The organism is Caballeronia zhejiangensis (genome assembly GCF_000698575.1).
GTDB classification, from domain to species: Bacteria; Pseudomonadota; Gammaproteobacteria; order Burkholderiales; family Burkholderiaceae; genus Caballeronia; species Caballeronia zhejiangensis.
In genome coordinates this window covers 33,408-49,591 of the sequence record NZ_JFHD01000033.1, presented here as the reverse complement: position 1 = coordinate 49,591, position 16,184 = coordinate 33,408, and the positions used below count along the sequence as shown (strand labels likewise).

The 16,184-nt window shown below is 62.6% G+C and carries 13 protein-coding genes and 1 tRNA gene; 11 read left to right on the top strand and 3 right to left on the bottom strand.

The features are described from left to right. Positions 1 to 256: 256 nt before the first annotated feature. The 3 genes from BG60_RS28535 (at position 257) to BG60_RS28525 (ending at position 3,738) form a co-directional block, all read left to right on the top strand. Complete coding sequence (locus BG60_RS28535) at positions 257 to 1,090, top strand: PD-(D/E)XK nuclease-like domain-containing protein (protein WP_034473606.1); 834 nt, start codon at positions 257 to 259, stop codon at positions 1,088 to 1,090. 14 nt (positions 1,091 to 1,104) lie between these two features. After that, positions 1,105 to 2,373: a recombinase RecT gene (locus tag BG60_RS36395; RefSeq protein WP_051996675.1), complete on the top strand. Its 1,269-nt coding sequence runs from the start codon at positions 1,105 to 1,107 to the stop codon at positions 2,371 to 2,373. A gap of 219 nt (positions 2,374 to 2,592) precedes the next feature. After that, positions 2,593 to 3,738, top strand: a complete 1,146-nt coding sequence (locus BG60_RS28525) for a recombinase family protein (RefSeq protein WP_081851893.1) — start codon at positions 2,593 to 2,595, stop codon at positions 3,736 to 3,738. Between the two features lie 431 nt (positions 3,739 to 4,169). Here the strand turns inward: BG60_RS28525 and BG60_RS28520 are convergent. Then, positions 4,170 to 4,246, bottom strand: a tRNA-Met gene (locus BG60_RS28520). Between the two features lie 147 nt (positions 4,247 to 4,393). Here BG60_RS28520 and BG60_RS28515 point away from each other — a divergent pair. The 3 genes from BG60_RS28515 (at position 4,394) to BG60_RS28505 (ending at position 5,647) form a co-directional block, all read left to right on the top strand. Then, positions 4,394 to 4,774: a DUF2946 domain-containing protein gene (locus tag BG60_RS28515; protein WP_034473600.1), complete on the top strand. Its 381-nt coding sequence runs from the start codon at positions 4,394 to 4,396 to the stop codon at positions 4,772 to 4,774. Between the two features lie 71 nt (positions 4,775 to 4,845). Continuing rightward, positions 4,846 to 5,208 (top strand): copper resistance CopC family protein, encoded by a 363-nt coding sequence (locus BG60_RS28510; protein WP_008349969.1) that lies wholly within the window; start codon positions 4,846 to 4,848, stop codon positions 5,206 to 5,208. A 7-nt stretch (positions 5,209 to 5,215) separates the two neighbouring features. Then, the gene (locus BG60_RS28505; protein ID WP_008349971.1) at positions 5,216 to 5,647 is read left to right on the top strand and encodes a copper chaperone PCu(A)C; all 432 of its coding nucleotides are present in this window, start codon (positions 5,216 to 5,218) and stop codon (positions 5,645 to 5,647) included. Between the two features lie 60 nt (positions 5,648 to 5,707). Here BG60_RS28505 and BG60_RS28500 read toward each other — a convergent pair whose 3' ends face one another. Beyond that, on the bottom strand, positions 5,708 to 8,257 hold the full coding sequence (locus BG60_RS28500) for a penicillin-binding protein 1A (RefSeq protein WP_034473599.1): 2,550 nt from the start codon (positions 8,255 to 8,257) through the stop codon (positions 5,708 to 5,710). Between the two features lie 495 nt (positions 8,258 to 8,752). Here BG60_RS28500 and BG60_RS28495 point away from each other — a divergent pair, with 495 nt between their 5' ends. From BG60_RS28495 to BG60_RS28485, 3 genes are all read left to right on the top strand, one after another. Next, positions 8,753 to 9,160 carry a plasmid mobilization protein gene (locus BG60_RS28495; RefSeq protein WP_008349975.1) on the top strand — a complete coding sequence of 136 codons (408 nt, stop codon included), beginning with the start codon at positions 8,753 to 8,755 and terminating at the stop codon, positions 9,158 to 9,160. A 219-nt stretch (positions 9,161 to 9,379) separates the two neighbouring features. Continuing rightward, complete coding sequence (locus tag BG60_RS28490) at positions 9,380 to 10,060, top strand: PspA/IM30 family protein (RefSeq protein ID WP_034473631.1); 681 nt, start codon at positions 9,380 to 9,382, stop codon at positions 10,058 to 10,060. Positions 10,061 to 10,184: 124 nt separating this feature from the next. Then, complete coding sequence (locus tag BG60_RS28485; RefSeq protein WP_034473597.1) at positions 10,185 to 11,387, top strand: tetratricopeptide repeat protein; 1,203 nt, start codon at positions 10,185 to 10,187, stop codon at positions 11,385 to 11,387. Positions 11,388 to 11,731: 344 nt separating this feature from the next. Here the strand turns inward: BG60_RS28485 and glgX are convergent, their stop codons facing one another. Beyond that, positions 11,732 to 13,930 carry a glycogen debranching protein GlgX gene (glgX, locus tag BG60_RS28480; protein WP_034473596.1) on the bottom strand — a complete coding sequence of 733 codons (2,199 nt, stop codon included), beginning with the start codon at positions 13,928 to 13,930 and terminating at the stop codon, positions 11,732 to 11,734. 257 nt (positions 13,931 to 14,187) lie between these two features. Between glgX and BG60_RS28475 the strand changes: the two genes are divergently transcribed. Together BG60_RS28475 and mscL are read left to right on the top strand one after the other, a co-directional pair. Continuing rightward, a complete protein-coding gene (locus tag BG60_RS28475; RefSeq protein WP_034473594.1) occupies positions 14,188 to 15,573 on the top strand; it encodes a DUF2252 domain-containing protein in 1,386 nt (461 codons plus the stop codon). Between the two features lie 164 nt (positions 15,574 to 15,737). After that, positions 15,738 to 16,181 carry a large conductance mechanosensitive channel protein MscL gene (mscL, locus tag BG60_RS28470; protein WP_008349984.1) on the top strand — a complete coding sequence of 148 codons (444 nt, stop codon included), beginning with the start codon at positions 15,738 to 15,740 and terminating at the stop codon, positions 16,179 to 16,181. The last annotated feature ends 3 nt before the right edge of the window (positions 16,182 to 16,184 follow it).

The window sequence follows — 16,184 nt, the reverse complement described above, 5'->3', positions numbered from 1 at the left end:
AAGACAAGTGAAGCGCGATTTGTCTTTTTTTGGGCTCGAGCATTTTTACCGACTTGCGAAACACGTGGAGCAGCGGCCCTCTTAGACGTTTTCCTCGAAGTCGGCTCACCTAACGCGGAGGGCCCTTCGGTCGGTTACAAAATAAATTTGACTTGCGTCGCTCAACCCGCGCGCTATCGTTGATTTCATTAATCGCGAGCAACCAAGTCGGCGTCGATTTAATCGACGTCCGAACCACTTTGTGTTTCTAATAATCGTGAATTTCGCCGACATCGATTTCATTCCCGGTCGCCATGATGACTTTCCTAGCGAGCGGTATTACGCGCTGGAGGCATTAAGCGCGTCCGGCATGGTGAAGCTGCTGCGCTCGGCGGCGCATTATCGCGAATGGCGCGATCATCCGAGCGCACCAACTCCCGCAATGCAGTTCGGGACGGTGGTGCACGGTCTGGTGCTCGAACCCGAGCGCGAGATCGTCGCCATCGCACCGAATATCGAGCGCCGTTCGAATGCCGACAAGGCCGTATGGGCTGAATTCGAGGCGCAACTCGGCGGCCGGATCCCGATGAAACAGGCGGATTTCGACCGCGCGCAACGTGTGCGCGACGCAGTGTTCGCGCACACGAGCGCGCGCGCTCTGCTCGATGCCGATGGCCGTTCCGAAGTGACCTTGTTATGGCGAGACGAGGACTACGGCACACGCAACAAGGCACGCATCGACCGATTGCGCGACGACGGCGGCATCGTCGATCTAAAGACGACCACCGACGTCACACCCAATGCCTTTTCACGCAAGGCTGAAACGGGTCAACTTTATGTGCAAGCCGCGCATTACCGCGCAGGATGTGAGCGCGTACAGCAATCGTCTTCGCCCTTCTTTGCGTGGATCGCCGTCGAGATTGAATCGCCCTTCGGGGTGCGCTGCTATTCAGCCGATAAGCATGCGCTCAAGATCGGGCGAGATCTTGCCGAGCACGCCGCATGGATCTATGCCGAGGCCATCCGCACTGGACAGTGGCCCGGCTACCCCGAGGACATCGTGCCGCTCTACCTGCCAAAGCGGGCGCGGCCGAATATCGACATCGAATAGGAGGTGCCGTGAGCATGCACGCCAATCTGAGAGCCTTCGCCGACGAGCTCGATCAAAAAGAGAATCGCCGCAAGCTGGAGCTCGCGTTGCCGAAGCACGTCGATGTTGCAGGCTTCGCCCGGATCGTCATTCGCGCCGTCGAAGCCGAGCCACTGCTTTACGATGCCGACCGTGGCTCACTCATGCGTGCGTGTCTCGACGCGGCGCAGGATGGACTACTACCGGACGGCCGTGAAGGTGCGATCGTGCCTTACCGGCATCGCAACAGCAATCGTTTCGTCGCGCAATGGCAACCTATGGTGTGGGGTCTGGTGAAGCTCGTGCGTCAGTCCGAGCAGCTCGTCGACATCGCCTCTTATATCGTGCGTGAGGCGGACGCCTTCGATCACTGGGTCGATGAAAAAGGCGAACACTTCACGCATCGCCCCGACTACGCACAAATGGACGCCTCGCCGGTGCTCGCCTACGCGTTCGCCCGGTTGGTCAACGGCGGCTTCTATTTCGAGCCGATGAGCTGGACGGAGATGGAACGCTTTCGCGAGCTCAGCAAAGCTAAGGCAGACGATACGCCCTGGTCGAAGTGGCCCGATGAAATGGCCAAAGTGCGACCCCTAAAGCGCCTGTGCAAGCGCCTGCCCATGACTACCGCTGCGCGCGCTGCCCTTGCGCGTGACGACGCACGCGAGGCGCTGTTGTTCGATGCTGCACCCGACGATCCGATACAGGCTATCAACCGCGCCATCCATGAAGGTAAAGCGACGCCTGCGGTTTTAAATCCCGCTGCCCTAACGAACGATCCATCACCGACGCCTGAAGTGAAGATTGCATCGCACACCATCGAACGAGTCATACGCAAGTCCTCGGCGAACAATACCGAAGGAAAACCGCGTCGCGTCAAGAAAGACACGTCTACGGTCGAACGTGAACCGACGCTGGAAGAAGTACTGGAGCGCATCGACACTGCAAGCAACAGTGACGAACTCGCCGATGCCGGCGCACTCGCTTCGCAGATGCGCAGCGAAGGCGCCAAGAAGATCGCGCGCGACGCGTATGGCCAGAAGATGACCGCGTTGCGCACCACAGCGTCGACGACGCCGGACGGGCACGGCGAGCCAGCGAGCACGAACCTCAGTTATGCCGAAGTACGCGAGCAACTCGAACGCGCTGCCTCGCTTGAAGCATTGGACGAAGCCGCCGCGAACATCGGCGCCGTGTCGCAAACGGAGCATCGTGGCGAGTTGCTCGGCATCGCACAGGCCCTGCGCGAAGGGTTCACGCAATAGCGACACGAACACATTGCAACGATCATTTCGAAGATCGCCACCGGTCTGTCAAGAACGGTCGTCAGCCTGCAACCAACCGCGCACGGCGGAGGTACAGTTGTTACGCGATAAGCATCCCGAAGCATGGCAAGCGCTCATAGAGATGATTGTGCGTCAGGTGATGCGCGATCTCCGAAATGGCGAGCTTCCTCCTAACCAACGCGAAACACGAGGCAAGGCATGTCCCTCATCGAGCGACTCGTTTTACGAGTCGCGCTATATGGTCGGTTTTCCACCGACAAACGAAAGGAAACTTCGATCACCGATCAAATGAGCGTCTGTGAGCGCTTCGCGCAACAACTGCCGGAGAACGAAATCGTCGCGCGCTACTCGGACGAAGGTGTCTCGGGTTCGACGCGCGTGGAAACGCGCACCGGCGGCCGAAAACTCATGGCCGACGCCATGGCGGACCGCTTCAACATCTTGGTCGTCGAAGCGCTCGACCGTCTCTCGCGCGATCAGGTCGAACAAGAGACTATCATCCGCCGCCTCGAATATCGGGGCATCCGCGTGATCGGCGTGGCCGATGGCTACGACTCGACCTCGAGCAGCCGGAAGGTGCAGCGGGCGGTGCGTGGACTGGTCAACGAACTGTACATCGACGATCTGCGTTGCAAGACCATTCGCGGGCAGACGGGCCAGGTCGAACGCGGCTTCATCGCGGGCGGCAAGAGCTATGGTTACGATATCGTCAAGACCGTGCGCGGCAGCGACTATCAGGTCAACAAGGACGAAGCTGCGATTGTGCGCTTCATCTTCGAGAAATTCGCCGCAGGCTGGACGACATTCGAGATCGTGAACGATCTGAACCGCCGCAGCGTGCCCTCTCCACGCGGCAGCACATGGATGCGCTCGGCGCTCTATGGCTGCCCACGAAAAGGCTCGGGCATTCTGAACAATTCAGCCTATATCGGCGTTTACATCTGGAACCGCTCACAGTGGATGAAAGATCCCGACAGTGGCAAGCGGCAACGGCACGAGCGACCTCAAAGTGAATGGAAGACCGAGCATCGCGAGCATTACCGCCTTTTGACCGATGACCTATGGAACGCCGTTCGTGCCCGCATGGGCGTCGACCGCCTGAACGCGGGATCGACCGGGCGCAGCGGTGTTCGCCGCTCGCTCTTCAGTGGCCTGCTGCGTTGTCCGCACTGCACTGGTGCCTTGCTCGTGGTAGATCGCACGCGCTATGGGTGCGTAACGCGCAAGGAACGAGGCCGACACGCCTGCGAAGGGATTTTCGTGGTGCGGGAACACACCGACCCAGCGCCTACTCGATGTACTGCGCGACGAACTGTTCTCCGACAAGGCACAACGGGACATTGAAGCAGCCGTGCGCCGGTTCTTCGCCGATGACGAAGAAGAGCAGCGCGACGTCACGAAAGCGGCGAAGGCGAGAATGGTGGAGTTGACGCAAGAAATCGACAACTTGACTCAGGCGCTAGCGCAAATCGGTGTATCAGCAGCGCTGGTCGAGCGGCTCAAACGCTCGGAAGAGGAGCGCGCAGCATTACAACAAACCTTGACCAGAACAAAGGTCAACGAATACCGGTTCGCCGAGATCGCGCAGCGGGTACGACGGAAAATTACTGACTTGAAGCAGGTGCTGACGGCGAATGCCAGTGAGGCACGGCAGATACTGGCGACCGTGTTTGGACACATTGAGGTCCGGCGGGAAAGCGAGGGATTTTTTGCTGCCTACTGCGACGTTCCCGTACGGCTGATAGCGTCAACTGCCGGAAACGTGCAACTGAAAGTGGTTGCGGGGGTAGGATTTGAACCTACGACCTTCGGGTTATGAGCCCGACGAGCTGCCAGACTGCTCCACCCCGCGTCCGTCGAAGAAAAGATTATAAGTCATCGCTTACTTTGCCGCAACACCCTATTTTCTAAAACAATCAATCGATGCGTCCCATCCCTCGCGAAGCGCCTACAAACGCGCATGGCATAATCGCTCGTTCATCATCGTCCATGTATCGGCATGCATCACTTGCGTCGGGGCATCATCGGGAAGATCGGCGGGTTCGCTGCGATATGCGCGATCCTGCTGCTCTCGCTCGCGCCCGTCGCATCGCAAACGCTCGAACATGCGCGCATCGAATCGTTGCTCGCGTCCGTGTGCGCAACCGATGCCCAGTCATCGCGCGACACGCATCCGCAAAAGCATGACACCGTCGATCATCTGCAGGCCTGCGCTTATTGCGATCTCATCGCGCACGCGCCCACGCCGACCGTATCGCCGCATCGCGCGGCCGCCCTTCTCCCGCCGCGCGAAACCTTCGTCGCAAATCATCGCACCGACGCGCCTCGCCGAGCATCGCTCACCGCCGCACAACCGCGCGCCCCGCCCGCCTTCGCCTGATTCGCATCGGCAAACACAGACTTCGTTCATCGCCTGAACCCCCATCGGTTTCGGGCACGCAAGGACACATCATGCTTTCATCATCGTTGATGCGCAGCGCACTCGCGCTCGCGTTCATCGGCTCCGCGCAACTCGCATTCGCGCATGCATTGCCGAAGCTGCAACAACCCGGCCCCGGCGCGACCGTCAGCGCCCCGCACGAAGTTGCGATCGACTTCGGCGAAGCGCTCGAACCGACCTTCAGCAAGCTCATCGTCACCAATGCGCAGGGCACGCAAGTCAACACCGAGAAATCCACAGTCGATGCACGCGACAAAAAGCACATGAGCGTCGCGCTCCCCGATCTCGCGCCGGGCGTCTACAAGGTCCAATGGAGCGCGTTCGCGGCCGACGGGCATCGCACGCAAGGCCACTACAACTTCACCGTCAAGTGAGGACACAATGAAAAAAATCGCTGTACTCGCGAGCGCGCTCGTCTGCGCATCGTTCGCTCAGGCCGCGACGCTCGAGGCCCGCGATTGCTGGGTTCGTGCGATGCCGCCGAACCTGCCGTCATCGGGCTACTTCACCGTCGCCAACAACGGCGACAAACCCGCGACCCTCACGGCCGCGGAAACGCCCGCGTTCGGCATGACGATGATGCACAAGTCGGAAAGCAAGAACGGCACGGCGACGATGTCGGCCGTCGATTCCGTCGATGTCCCCGCGCACGGCACCTTGAACTTCGCGCCGAAGGGCTATCACCTGATGCTCGAAGAGCCCGGCAAGCCGCTCAAGGTCGGCTCGACGATTCCGCTCACGCTATCGTTCGCGGACAAGTCGACGCTCAAGGTGAACTGTGACGTGAAGTCGGCAGCGACGGTCGGCCACTGAGTTTCGCGCCCCCCAAAGAAAAGCGCGCCGGATTGTGAAGTCCGGCGCGTTTTTTTATCGCTAGTGCTTGCTGAACAGATCCATGATCTGCTTGCGCTCGTCGGTCGTAACCTGCGGCGCGGGCGGCGCCTGCATGCCCGCCGGACCCACGCCGCCCATCGTGGTGGCATCGCCCGCCATCGGATTGGCGTTATCCAGCCCGATGCTCGCGACGAATCCCGCGCCCGGCGTCCGGTCGGCGTAAAAGAGTTCGCCATCGACCGTGGTGATGCCGTCCGGCCGCTCCATCTGCTCCTGCGGAATGCCACGCAGCGCGCGTCCCATGTACTCGACCCAGATCGGCAATGCGAGCTGCGCGCCGAACTCGCGGCTGCCGAGCGTCTTCGGCTGGTCGTAGCCCATCCACGCGACCGCGACGAGCTGCTTCTGATAGCCCGCGAACCAGCCATCCTTTGCGTCGTTGGTCGTGCCGGTCTTGCCTTGCAGATCGTTGCGCTTCAACACGTTGGTGCCCGAGCCCGTGCCCTGCGTCGCGACGGTATGCAGCAGGCTGTTCATGATGTACGCGTTGCGCGGCTCGAGCGTCTGCGGCGCGTTGCTCCCCGCGATCAGCGGATTGGCGCGCGAGATCACGGTGCCGCGCGCATCGGAGACCTCGGCGATCAGATACGGATTAATGCGATAGCCGCCGTTCGCGAACACCGAGTACGCACCGCTCAACTGCAACGGCGTGACGAGACCCGCGCCGAGCGCGAGCGGCAGATAAGGCGGCGTCTTGTCCTTGTCGAAGCCGAACTTCTGCGTGACGAAGTCCTGCGCGTAGCCCGTGCCGATATACGAGAGGATGCGGATCGACACGAGGTTCTTCGACTTCTGCAGGCCGACGCGCATCGACATCGGGCCGTCGGGCTGGTCATCGTCCTTCGGCTCCCACGCATCGCCGCCGCCCGCCGCGGGAAAATACAGCGGCGCGTCGTTGATGATGGTCGCCGGTCCGAGACCCTTGTCGAGCGCCGCCGAATAGATGAACGGCTTGAAGCTTGAACCCGGCTGACGCCATGCCTGCGTAACGTGATTGAACTTGTTCTTGTTGAAGTCGAAGCCGCCGACGAGCGCGCGGATCGCGCCGTCCTGCGGCGTCATCGAAACCAGTGCGCCTTCGACCTGCGGCAACTGCGTGATCTGCCAGTTGCCCTTGCCGTCCTTCGTGAGACGCACGATCGAGCCCGGCTTGATCGCGAGCGCCTTCGATGCGTTGTTGCGCAGCGCCGCCGCCACGAAGCGCAGGCCGTCGCCCGCGATCGTCGCAGTATCGCCGCCGACGAACTGTGCGCTCACCTGCTTCGGGCTCGCGGCCGTGACCACCGCCGCGACGAGCTCGCCGTTGTCCGGATGATCGACGAGCGCGTCTTCGATCGCCTCGGCGCGGTCATCCGCGTTCGACGGCAGATTGACATTGCCCTCCGGCCCGCGATAGCCATGCCGGCGCTCATAGTCCATCACGCCCTTGCGCACGGCTTTATACGCGGCGTCCTGATCGGCGGAATCGATGGTCGTCGTCACCGTGAGGCCGCGCGTGTAGGTCTCTTCCTTGTATTGGGCGTACATCATCTGCCGGACCATTTCCGCGACGTATTCCGCATGCACGCCGTATTCGGTGCCCGAGGACTTCGTGTGAATTTCCTCGGCGCTCGCCTGAGCGAACTGTTCGCGCGTGATGAAGTTCAGATCGAGCATGCGCTTCAGGATGTACTGCTGACGCACCTTCGCGCGCTTCGGATTGACGACCGGGTTATACGCCGACGGCGCTTTCGGCAGGCCCGCGAGCATCGCCGCTTCGGCAAGCGTGATGTCCTTCAGGTCCTTGCCGAAATACACGCGCGCAGCAGCCGAAAAACCGTACGCGCGCTCGCCCAGATAGATCTGGTTCATGTACAGCTCGAGAATCTGATCCTTCGTGAGCGCGCTCTCGATCTTGTACGCGAGCAGCATCTCGTAGATCTTGCGCGTATAGGTTTTCTCGCTCGACAGGAAGAAGTTGCGCGCGACCTGCATCGTGATCGTGCTCGCGCCTTGCGATGCGCCGCCGTGCATCAGATCGGTCACGCCCGCGCGCAGGATGCCGACGAAGTCGACGCCGCCGTGATCGTAGAAGCGGTAATCCTCGATTGCGAGCACCGCCTTCTTCATCTGATCGGGAATGTCCTGAAAGCGCACGAGGCTGCGGCGCTCCTCGCCGAACTCGCCGATCAGCACGTGATCGGCCGTATAGACGCGCAGCGGCACCTTCGGACGATAGTCGATGAGCGCATTGAGCGACGGCAGATTCGGCCCCATGACGACGAGCGCATAACCGACGATGAGCGCGCCGATCACCACGCCGATGGCCGCGAGTCCCGCGAACCAGAGCGCGATGCGTGCGAGCGGAGAGCGGCCCCGGCCGCCGCGGTCATTGCGATCGTTGCGGTCATTGCGGCCGCCACCGCCGTTGCGCCCGCCGCCGTCGCGGCCGCCCGAGTCATTGCGTGAGTCGTTGCGAGAGTCGTTCCAGCGGGGTTCGCGATCGTAGCGCGAGGAATTCGATGAGTCGGGTCGTTTGATGATAGGCATGACTGGGTTCGTTCGGCGCGCCATGAAGCGCGCCCGCTGCCGCGCTGCGATGCGCCGAAAAACGACGCGACTGCCAAGACGGGACGAGCGAATGTGCAGGCCGGATCCGGCCGGAGGTAACAGCGCATTTTAAAGAATTCGCGCGGGCCACCACAAAATGCGCAGGATTTTTTTGTAAGTAAATTGCCGCGAGCCCGCCAGATGCGCGCCAATGTTGTGTTACCCACAGAAAGTGTTGAGAGCCTTGTGGACAACCGTATGAGAAAATGCACAAGTCGTTGATCGCGCGCCGTTTTTGCGCAACGCTCATCGCGTGTGATGCGAGGCCATTCACACGCACGGCCGCGCGCAAACCGATATGATGGATGAATGGATCGCGGGTTCCCGAAACGGCTCTCGCGAGCCTGCAATAACGATGTCGTGCAGTTTGATGAACCGAAGCCGCGGTCGTCCCCTTAGTCCGGTTACGATCGCCTTATTGTTTGTGAGCCGCCCATGACGACCAAACCCAGCGAACGCATCGTTGTTTTCGTGACTCCCGCGCAGAAGCTGGCCATCAGCAATACAGCGGACTCCCTCGGCATCAGCGTGAGCGAGCTCATGCGGCGCGCCGTGCTGAACTTCAACGCGACGAGCGAGCAGATCAAGGTCGCGGGCATCGTCGATCGGCTGCGCGCGCCCAAAGCGCCCGATGCGCTCAACGCCGCGCTGAAGAGCGTCGCTGCGAAAGCCGCCGCACGCGAAGCCCGCGATGCCGCCGCAAGCGCGACCAAACGCGCAGCGCAGGCGCGCACGCTTGCGCAGGCGCATCCCGAGCCCCCCGCATCCGAAGACGCACTCGAGCATGACGCCGATGAGGGCGACGACGCCTCGCTGACCGACGACACGCACACCGAGCGCTAGCCACCGGCGCCCTGCCTGCCTTTTCCGGCAAGGCGCGCCGTTACACTCCTTAACCTTCCGTTAAGTCCCGGTTAAGCCGCGGCATGATCTAATGAGCGGGTAAACCCGGCGTGCACGCGAAGCTCGCGTGCGCTTGCAATCCCGCGCATTGCGCCTCACATTCGAGCCGCGCGGCGCGTGGATCGAGTGAACGCCGCCGTCTTCCTCCAGGAGAAATACATGTCGCTTTTCGATTCCATCACGCGCACGGTCAAAGGCCTCTTGAACGACGCCGCCGACACCATGCAGGACCCTTCGCGCGACGCTCGCCAGATCGTGCGCGAACTCGACGACAGCATCGCGAAGGCGGAAAACTCGCTCATCGAGATCGAAGCGCAGGTCGCGACGCAGCAAAGCAAGCGCGACGCCGCCGCCGACAAGGCGAAGAAGTACGAAGACGGCGCGAAGCGCGCGCTGCAGTCCGGCGATGAAAGCCTCGCGCGCGAAGCCCTCGCGGCGCAGGCGAACGCCGAAACCGAACGCGACGCGCTCGCCGCGGAACTGCAGACGCTGGTGCCTTCGGTCGATCATCTGAAGCAGCAGATCACGGACATGCGTCAGCGCCGCAACGATCTGAACGCGCGCTCGAACATCCTTCAGGCGAAGCAGCAGATCGCGCAGGCGAAGGACACCGCGGCGACGGCGCTGGGCGGCATTGGCGGAAAGAATCTTTCGGAGGACTTTCAGAAGCTCGAAGACAAGGTTCAGCTCGCCAACGCCCGCTCGGATGCGCGCCTGAATTCGGCGGACCAGAAGTCCGGCAAGGCGCTCGATGACAAGCTCGCCGCGCTCAATCGCGGGCCTTCCGTCGAAGACCGTCTCGAAGCGCTGAAGAAGCAGTTGAATCCGCCGGCGCAATAAGTGCTGGCGAGTGCATGCGTGGCGAGCCGCCGGGCAAGCCACGCGTCGCACGAATATGCGTTACCTTGAGCAGTACACGATTGCATCGACAGGAGACGGACGTTCATCGCGTCCGGCCCGCATCATGAAAAAGTTCTTGACGGCTCTGGCGTTGTCGCTGTCGCTCGCATCCCCGCTCGCGTTCGCGTTGCCGACCGCGCAGCAGGTCGAGCAGTCGATGACGCAGGGCAACTGGCAAAAGGCCGACTCGCAACTGAGCGAAGTGCTTGAGGCGCATCCGAAGAACGCGCACGCGCATTATCTCTACGCGCAGGTTCTCGACCGCGAAGGCCGTTACAGCGACGCCCTTTCGCATCTGCAACAAGCGAAATCGCTCGATCCCGCATTGAGCTTCACCGATCCGTCGCGCTTCGCGGCCACGCAGGCCCGCATTCAGGCCGACGCGACGCGCGCGAGCATCTCGCCGCGATCGGACAACGGCGCGACTACGTCGAGCGCACAGAATCCCTTCAATCAGCAACAAGCCGCGCCCGCGCCGCAGACGCACGGCATCGGCATGGGCGCGTGGATCGGTTTGGCGATCCTGATCGCGGCGATCGCGCTCGTGCTGCGCTGGGGCTTGCGCCGTGCGCGCTCACGCGACGACGGTCAGGCCGAGAACGATCGCCGTTCGCAGATCAAGCGCGCAACCGAACTGCTCAACGAAGTGCGCACGCTCAAACTAGACGTGCGGCTCTCCACCGCGCCGGGCCATGAAGCGCTGCTGAAGGACGTCGAAGGCGCGGAAACGCAGTTGCGCGAGATGGTCGAATCGCTGTCGAACTCGAAGAATCCGGTACCGCCGTATGCGATCGAAGATCTGGAGAATCAGGTTGCAAGCCTGAAGGCGCGCGCCGAAGGCCGGCCCGATCCGAACGCGAACAACTATGCGCAAGCCGGCGCACCGAACGGCTCGCCATATGCGCAGGAAGCCGAGCGTTTCGGACGCGGCCAGCCGCAGTATCCGCAGCAAGGGCCGTATCCGCCGCAGCAAGGGCAGCAGCCGCCCGTCATCATCCAGCAAGGCGGCGGTGGGTTCGGCGGCGGCATGGGCGGATTGCTTACCGGCGTGCTGCTGGGCGAGGCGCTCTCGCATGGGCGCGATCGCGTGATCGAGCGCGAAGTCCCCGTCGATCGTCCGCCGCAGAACGATAACGGCGGTCTCGACTTCGGCAACGACAACGGCGGCGGCCTCGATTTCGGCAACGGCTCCAACGACTGGAACGATGGCGGCGGGGGCGGAAACCTCGACCTCGGCAGCAACGACGACAGCTGGCGCGATTCCTGATCTGCTCGCGTACGAAAAACAAGGGCTCCGTTTCGCGGAGCCCTTTTGGTTTCGTCGTGAAGATCAGCGCATCAACCGCCGCCGAGAAAGCGCAGCAGGCCCCAGAGAAACTTGAAGAAGCCGACGATGAATTCCCAGATGCGCTCGAGCTGATCCCAGCTCGCGACGCGCAGGATGGCATGCAGGATCATGCCGTCGGCGCCACGCGGCCTTGAAGAGGCGCGCGTTCATGCGTGAAAGATACGGCCATCGTGGAAAAAAGAAGGCGGCTCCCGCCGCCTTCTGTCGCTATCGCAAAAACCAGATGATAACCGCTCGCGCGCCGGACCCCGCCGACACGAGCCTCAACTCGGCTCGCCTTCAGGCGGGACTTCGTCCGTCAGCGCTTCTTCCAGCCGCTTGAAAATGCGCTTGGTCGCGCCGCGCGGCTGAAGCGCAAACAAGAGCAGCGAGCGGCCCGTCACCTGATACACATCGTCCGCGCCGAACTCCGGCAATTCCTCGCGAATCGGCGCGTTGGTGTCGATGAGACAAATCCACTCGTCGGGGCCCGGAATGTCGGGCAGCGTGAAATCGACCACGTCGTGATACGCGTTGACGATGAGCAGCAGCGTCGCATCCGATGCCGGCTTGCGGATGCCCGTCGCCTGCGCGCGCCCGTCCATCACCACGCCGAAGCAGCGCATGTTCGGATCGTCCCATTGCTCCTGCGTGAGTTCGTCGCCGGTCGTGCCGAGCCACCGGACGTCGGCGACCTGCAGGTCCTCGTTGTATTCGCCGGTCAGAAAGCGCTGGCGCCTGAGCACCGGCAGCGTGTGACGCAGCGTCGTCAGCTTGCGCACGAATTCGGTGAGCGCGCGGCCATCGTCGTCGATGTCCCAGTTCACCCAGCTGATGTCCTTGTCCTGGCAATACGCGTTGTTGTTGCCCTTCTGCGTGCGGCCGAATTCGTCGCCGGCGAGCAGCATCGGCGTGCCTTGCGAAAACAGCAGCGTCGCGAGCATGTTGCGCTTCTGGCGCTCGCGCAGCGCGCGGATCTCGGGGTCGTCGGTCGGACCTTCGACGCCGCAGTTCCACGATTTGTTGTCCGAATGGCCGTCCTTGTTGTCCTCGCCGTTCGCCTCGTTGTGCTTCTCGTTGTACGAGACGAGATCGTTCAGCGTGAAGCCGTCGTGCGCGGTGATGAAGTTCACGCTCGCCCACGGACGGCGCCCGCGCTTGTTGAACTTGTCGCCCGATGCGGTGATGCGCTTGCCGAGCTCAGGCGACACGCCTTCGTCGCCCTTCCAGAATTCGCGCACGGTGTCCCGGTAACGATCGTTCCATTCCGCCCAGCCCGGCGGAAAGCCGCCCACCTGATAGCCGCCCGGACCGCAATCCCACGGTTCCGCGATGAGCTTCACGCTCGAGAGAATCGGGTCTTGCCGGCAACTGTCGAGGAAGCCGCCGCCCTCGTCGAAGCCGTAGGGCTCGCGGCCGAGAATCGTCGCGAGATCGAAGCGAAAGCCATCGACGTTCATCTCCGTCACCCAGTAGCGCAGGCTGTCGGTGACCATCTGCAGGACGCGCGGATGCGACAGGTTGAGCGTATTGCCGGTGCCGGTATCGTTGATGTAATAGCGCGATTCCTCGGGCATCAGCCGGTAGTACGACGCATTGTCGATGCCGCGAAACGACAGCGTCGGCCCGCGTTCGTTGCCTTCGGCGGTGTGGTTGTACACGACGTCGAGGATCACTTCGAGGCCGGCCTCGTGCAGCCGGTCGACCATTTCCTTGAACTCGGCGACGACGCCCGGCCCGCGCGCGAAGTAGCGCGGATCGGCGGCGAAGAAGCCGATCGTGTTGTAACCCCAGTAATTCGTGAGGCCCTTGTCGAGCAGATAACTGTCATTGACGAACGCGTGGATCGGCAAAAGCTCGACCGACGTCACGCCCAGGCTCTTGATGTAATCGACCACTTCCTTCTGTCCGAGCCCCTCGAAAGTGCCGCGCATGTGCTCCGGAATCGCCGGATGCAGCTTCGTGTAGCCGCGCACGTGCGTCTCGTAGAAGATCGTGTGCTCCCACGGCACGCGCACGCGCGTCGCATGCGTCCACGAGAAGTCCTGATCGACGACCTGGCACTTCTGCATGAAGGGCGCGCTGTCGCGTTCGTCGAAGGTGAGATCGTCGCCTTCGGCGTTGAGCGTATAGCCGAACACGGCCGGGTCCCACTTCAGTTCGCCGACGTGCGCCTTCGCGTACGGATCGAGCAGCAGCTTGTTGGGATTGAAGCGATGTCCGGCTTCGGGCTCGTACGGTCCATGCACGCGATAGCCATAGACCGCGCCGGGTTGCAGGCCGTGAACGTAGACGTGCCAGACTTCATCGGTGTATTCGGGCAGTTCGATGCGCTGCGTTTCCTTTTCGCCCTTCTCATCGAAGAGACACAGCTCGACTTTGGTCGCGTTCGCGGAAAACAGCGCGAAATTCACGCCCTGTCCGTCCCAGGTTGCGCCGAGCGGAAACGGGGAGCCTTCGGCAATGCGGATTTCGTTGGGCATGAGATGATGTGTTCGAAAGATTGACGCGAAGTGCGTCGGGATCGTGCGTTGGCATTGCGCGGCTTCAAGCCGATCGTAAAGAGCATATCCCGTGCCCGTGGCCCGGCCCGGCGTGCAGCTTGCTTCATGCGGTTCGCGCCATCGAGACGCACCCGCGTCATGCGCTGCGCGTGTAAAACCTTCCCGCCGGGAGCGCCGAATGCTCTGCGTTCGACGAACGCTCGACACGCCCTTTTATCGCCGAAGGAGAACGCGCCTTGTCCACCCGCCCTGGTTCCGCTTCGACGAATACACCCATCAACGGCGCGGCCGAGCAAAGCCGCGCCATGGGCCGTTCACTGCGCGACGCGGTTCCGTTCGACGCGCACGGCGCCTGGTCGCCCGAGCCGGACCGGCCCGATCCCGTCGAACGCGTGCTCGCGGGCAACGCGGGCCGGCAGGAGCGGCTCATTCCGCTGCGGATGCAACGCATGGCCGAGTCGCCGTTCGCGTTCCTGCGCGGCTCCGCGACGGTGATGGCGTGGGATCTGGCGAAGTCGCCTTCGATCGGCCACAACGTCATCATCGACGGCGACGCGCACGTCAATAATTTCGGCCTTTTTCGCACGCCGCGCCAGGACGTCGTGTTCGATCTGAACGATTTCGACGAAACGCTCGTCGGCCCGTGGGAATGGGACTTGAAGCGTCTGACCGCGAGCATCAACGTCGCGGCGCGCGAAAATGGCGTCGATGCCACCGGGCGCGAAAGCGCCGTGCGTTCGGCATGCGCCGCGTATCGCACGACGATGGCCGGACTCTGGCAAGTAAGCCCCTACGATCTCTGGCAGATGCGCTCCTACGCGAGCGCGCTGCACATGGACGCGCCCACGAAGCTCGATTCCGACGAGAAGGCGACCATAGAGAAAACCGTTGAACGCGCGATGAAGCGCTCGCACGCGACGATGCTCGCGAAAGTCGCGGAGCCCGTCGGCAAAAGCTATCGCTTCAAGGCCGATCCGCCGATCCTGACCGCGCTCGACGCCGCCGAGAAAAATCATGTGATCGATGGCCTGAAGGCTTATCTGGAAACGCTGGCCGGCGAATGGCGCATGATGCTCGAACGCTACGACGTCGTGGATGTCGCGCATCGCGTCGTCGGCGTGGGCAGCGTCGGCACGCGCGCGTATCTCGTGCTGATGCTCGGCCGCGCGCTCGGCGATCCGCTCTTCATTCAGGTGAAGGAAGGCATCGTGCCGGCCGCCGCGCCGTTCGTGCCGCCGCTCCCGGAGCCGTATCGCCATCAGGGACGGCGGGTCGTGCACGGTCAGCGTCTGATGCAGAGTTCATCGGATGCGCTGCTCGGCTGGACGACCATTTCCGGCCGCGACTTCTACGTGCGCCAGATGAAGCAGATCCGCGGCTCGATTCCCGTCGACTGGCTGCACGGCGCGACCTTCGACTTTTACGCGTGGTGCCTCGGCCTCCTGCTCGCCCGCGCCCACGCGCGCACCGGCGATGCCGCGCTCATCGCCGGGTATTGCGGCAACTCCGACCGGCTCGACGCCGCCTACGCGATGTGGGCCGAGCGCTATGGCGCGCAGACGGTCGCGGATCACGCGGCTTTTTGCGCGGCGATCAGCGTGGGGCGCGTGCCGTCGGCCTGACCGAATTCCGGCGCCCCGCGCGAGCCGCAATCGAATTGACTATCATTGTCGGTGCCCGCAACGAAACGCGCCGCGCCCGGCGTTTCGCGCGGGTTCCAACGGCATAGCCCTTGCTGCCGCCTTGGCCCGCACAACCGTCTAACGCACACTGGAGGAAGCCGCGCATGAGCATGATCGAAGAATTCAAGAACTTCGCCCTGAAGGGCAACGTCATGGACCTCGCGGTCGGCGTCATCATCGGCGGCGCATTCTCGACGATCGTCAATTCCGTCGTCAAAGATCTGATCATGCCGGTGGTCGGCCTCGCCACCGGCGGCCTGGACTTTTCGAACCTGTTCGTCCGGCTCGGGCCGATACCGCCAACGTTCAAAGGCAATCCCGATTCGTACAAGGACTTGCAGACCGCGGGCGTCGCCGTATTCGGCTATGGCTCGTTCATCACCACGCTGATCAACTTCATCATTCTCGCGTTCATCATCTTTCTGATGGTCAAGTTCATCAACAATCTGCGCAAGCCGGCCGAAGCCGCGCCGCCGCCCGCGACGCCCGAAGACGTGCTGCTGCTGCGCGAGATTCGCGACGAACTCAAGAACGCACCGCGCGTCTAGCCG

Coding starts and splice junctions, on each gene's coding strand:
- glgX (WP_034473596.1), bottom strand. CDS start 13,930: ATGCCCAACGAAATCCGCATTGCCGAAGGCTCCCCGTTTCCGCTCGGC.
- BG60_RS28510 (WP_008349969.1), top strand. CDS start 4,846: ATGCTTTCATCATCGTTGATGCGCAGCGCACTCGCGCTCGCGTTCATC.
- BG60_RS28485 (WP_034473597.1), top strand. CDS start 10,185: ATGAAAAAGTTCTTGACGGCTCTGGCGTTGTCGCTGTCGCTCGCATCC.
- BG60_RS28490 (WP_034473631.1), top strand. CDS start 9,380: ATGTCGCTTTTCGATTCCATCACGCGCACGGTCAAAGGCCTCTTGAAC.
- BG60_RS28500 (WP_034473599.1), bottom strand. CDS start 8,257: ATGCCTATCATCAAACGACCCGACTCATCGAATTCCTCGCGCTACGAT.
- mscL (WP_008349984.1), top strand. CDS start 15,738: ATGAGCATGATCGAAGAATTCAAGAACTTCGCCCTGAAGGGCAACGTC.
- BG60_RS28495 (WP_008349975.1), top strand. CDS start 8,753: ATGACGACCAAACCCAGCGAACGCATCGTTGTTTTCGTGACTCCCGCG.
- BG60_RS28505 (WP_008349971.1), top strand. CDS start 5,216: ATGAAAAAAATCGCTGTACTCGCGAGCGCGCTCGTCTGCGCATCGTTC.
- BG60_RS28515 (WP_034473600.1), top strand. CDS start 4,394: ATGCATCACTTGCGTCGGGGCATCATCGGGAAGATCGGCGGGTTCGCT.
- BG60_RS28525 (WP_081851893.1), top strand. CDS start 2,593: ATGTCCCTCATCGAGCGACTCGTTTTACGAGTCGCGCTATATGGTCGG.
- BG60_RS36395 (WP_051996675.1), top strand. CDS start 1,105: ATGCACGCCAATCTGAGAGCCTTCGCCGACGAGCTCGATCAAAAAGAG.